At 70.2% G+C, this 205-nt stretch carries 1 protein-coding gene; it reads right to left on the reverse strand.

Annotated elements, in window-relative coordinates:
• A partial coding sequence (locus tag Q7A36_RS41545) for a carbohydrate-binding domain-containing protein (protein WP_305109582.1) occupies positions 1-205 on the reverse strand: 205 nt, incomplete at both ends.

The raw sequence follows: 205 nt of genomic DNA on the forward strand, positions 1-205 counted from the left end.
CGAGGTAGAGATTGCGGTCGGCGGCCGGCGAGCCTCCGTAGGCGTCATTGAGGAAGGTGATGCCAAGGTCGTGCGGCCCCGGCGCCCAGTCGCCGTGCAGGGTAACGGTGTCGAACTGGCCGGCGGCGTGCCAAGCACTGGCGGTCTGGGTGCCGCCGATCTGCACGCCGTCGACGCAGACGGTGTACTGCGCGCTGCCCTGCCA

Source organism: Paracraurococcus lichenis, from assembly GCF_030657435.1.
In the GTDB taxonomy this organism is placed as follows: Bacteria; Pseudomonadota; Alphaproteobacteria; order Acetobacterales; family Acetobacteraceae; genus Paracraurococcus; species Paracraurococcus lichenis.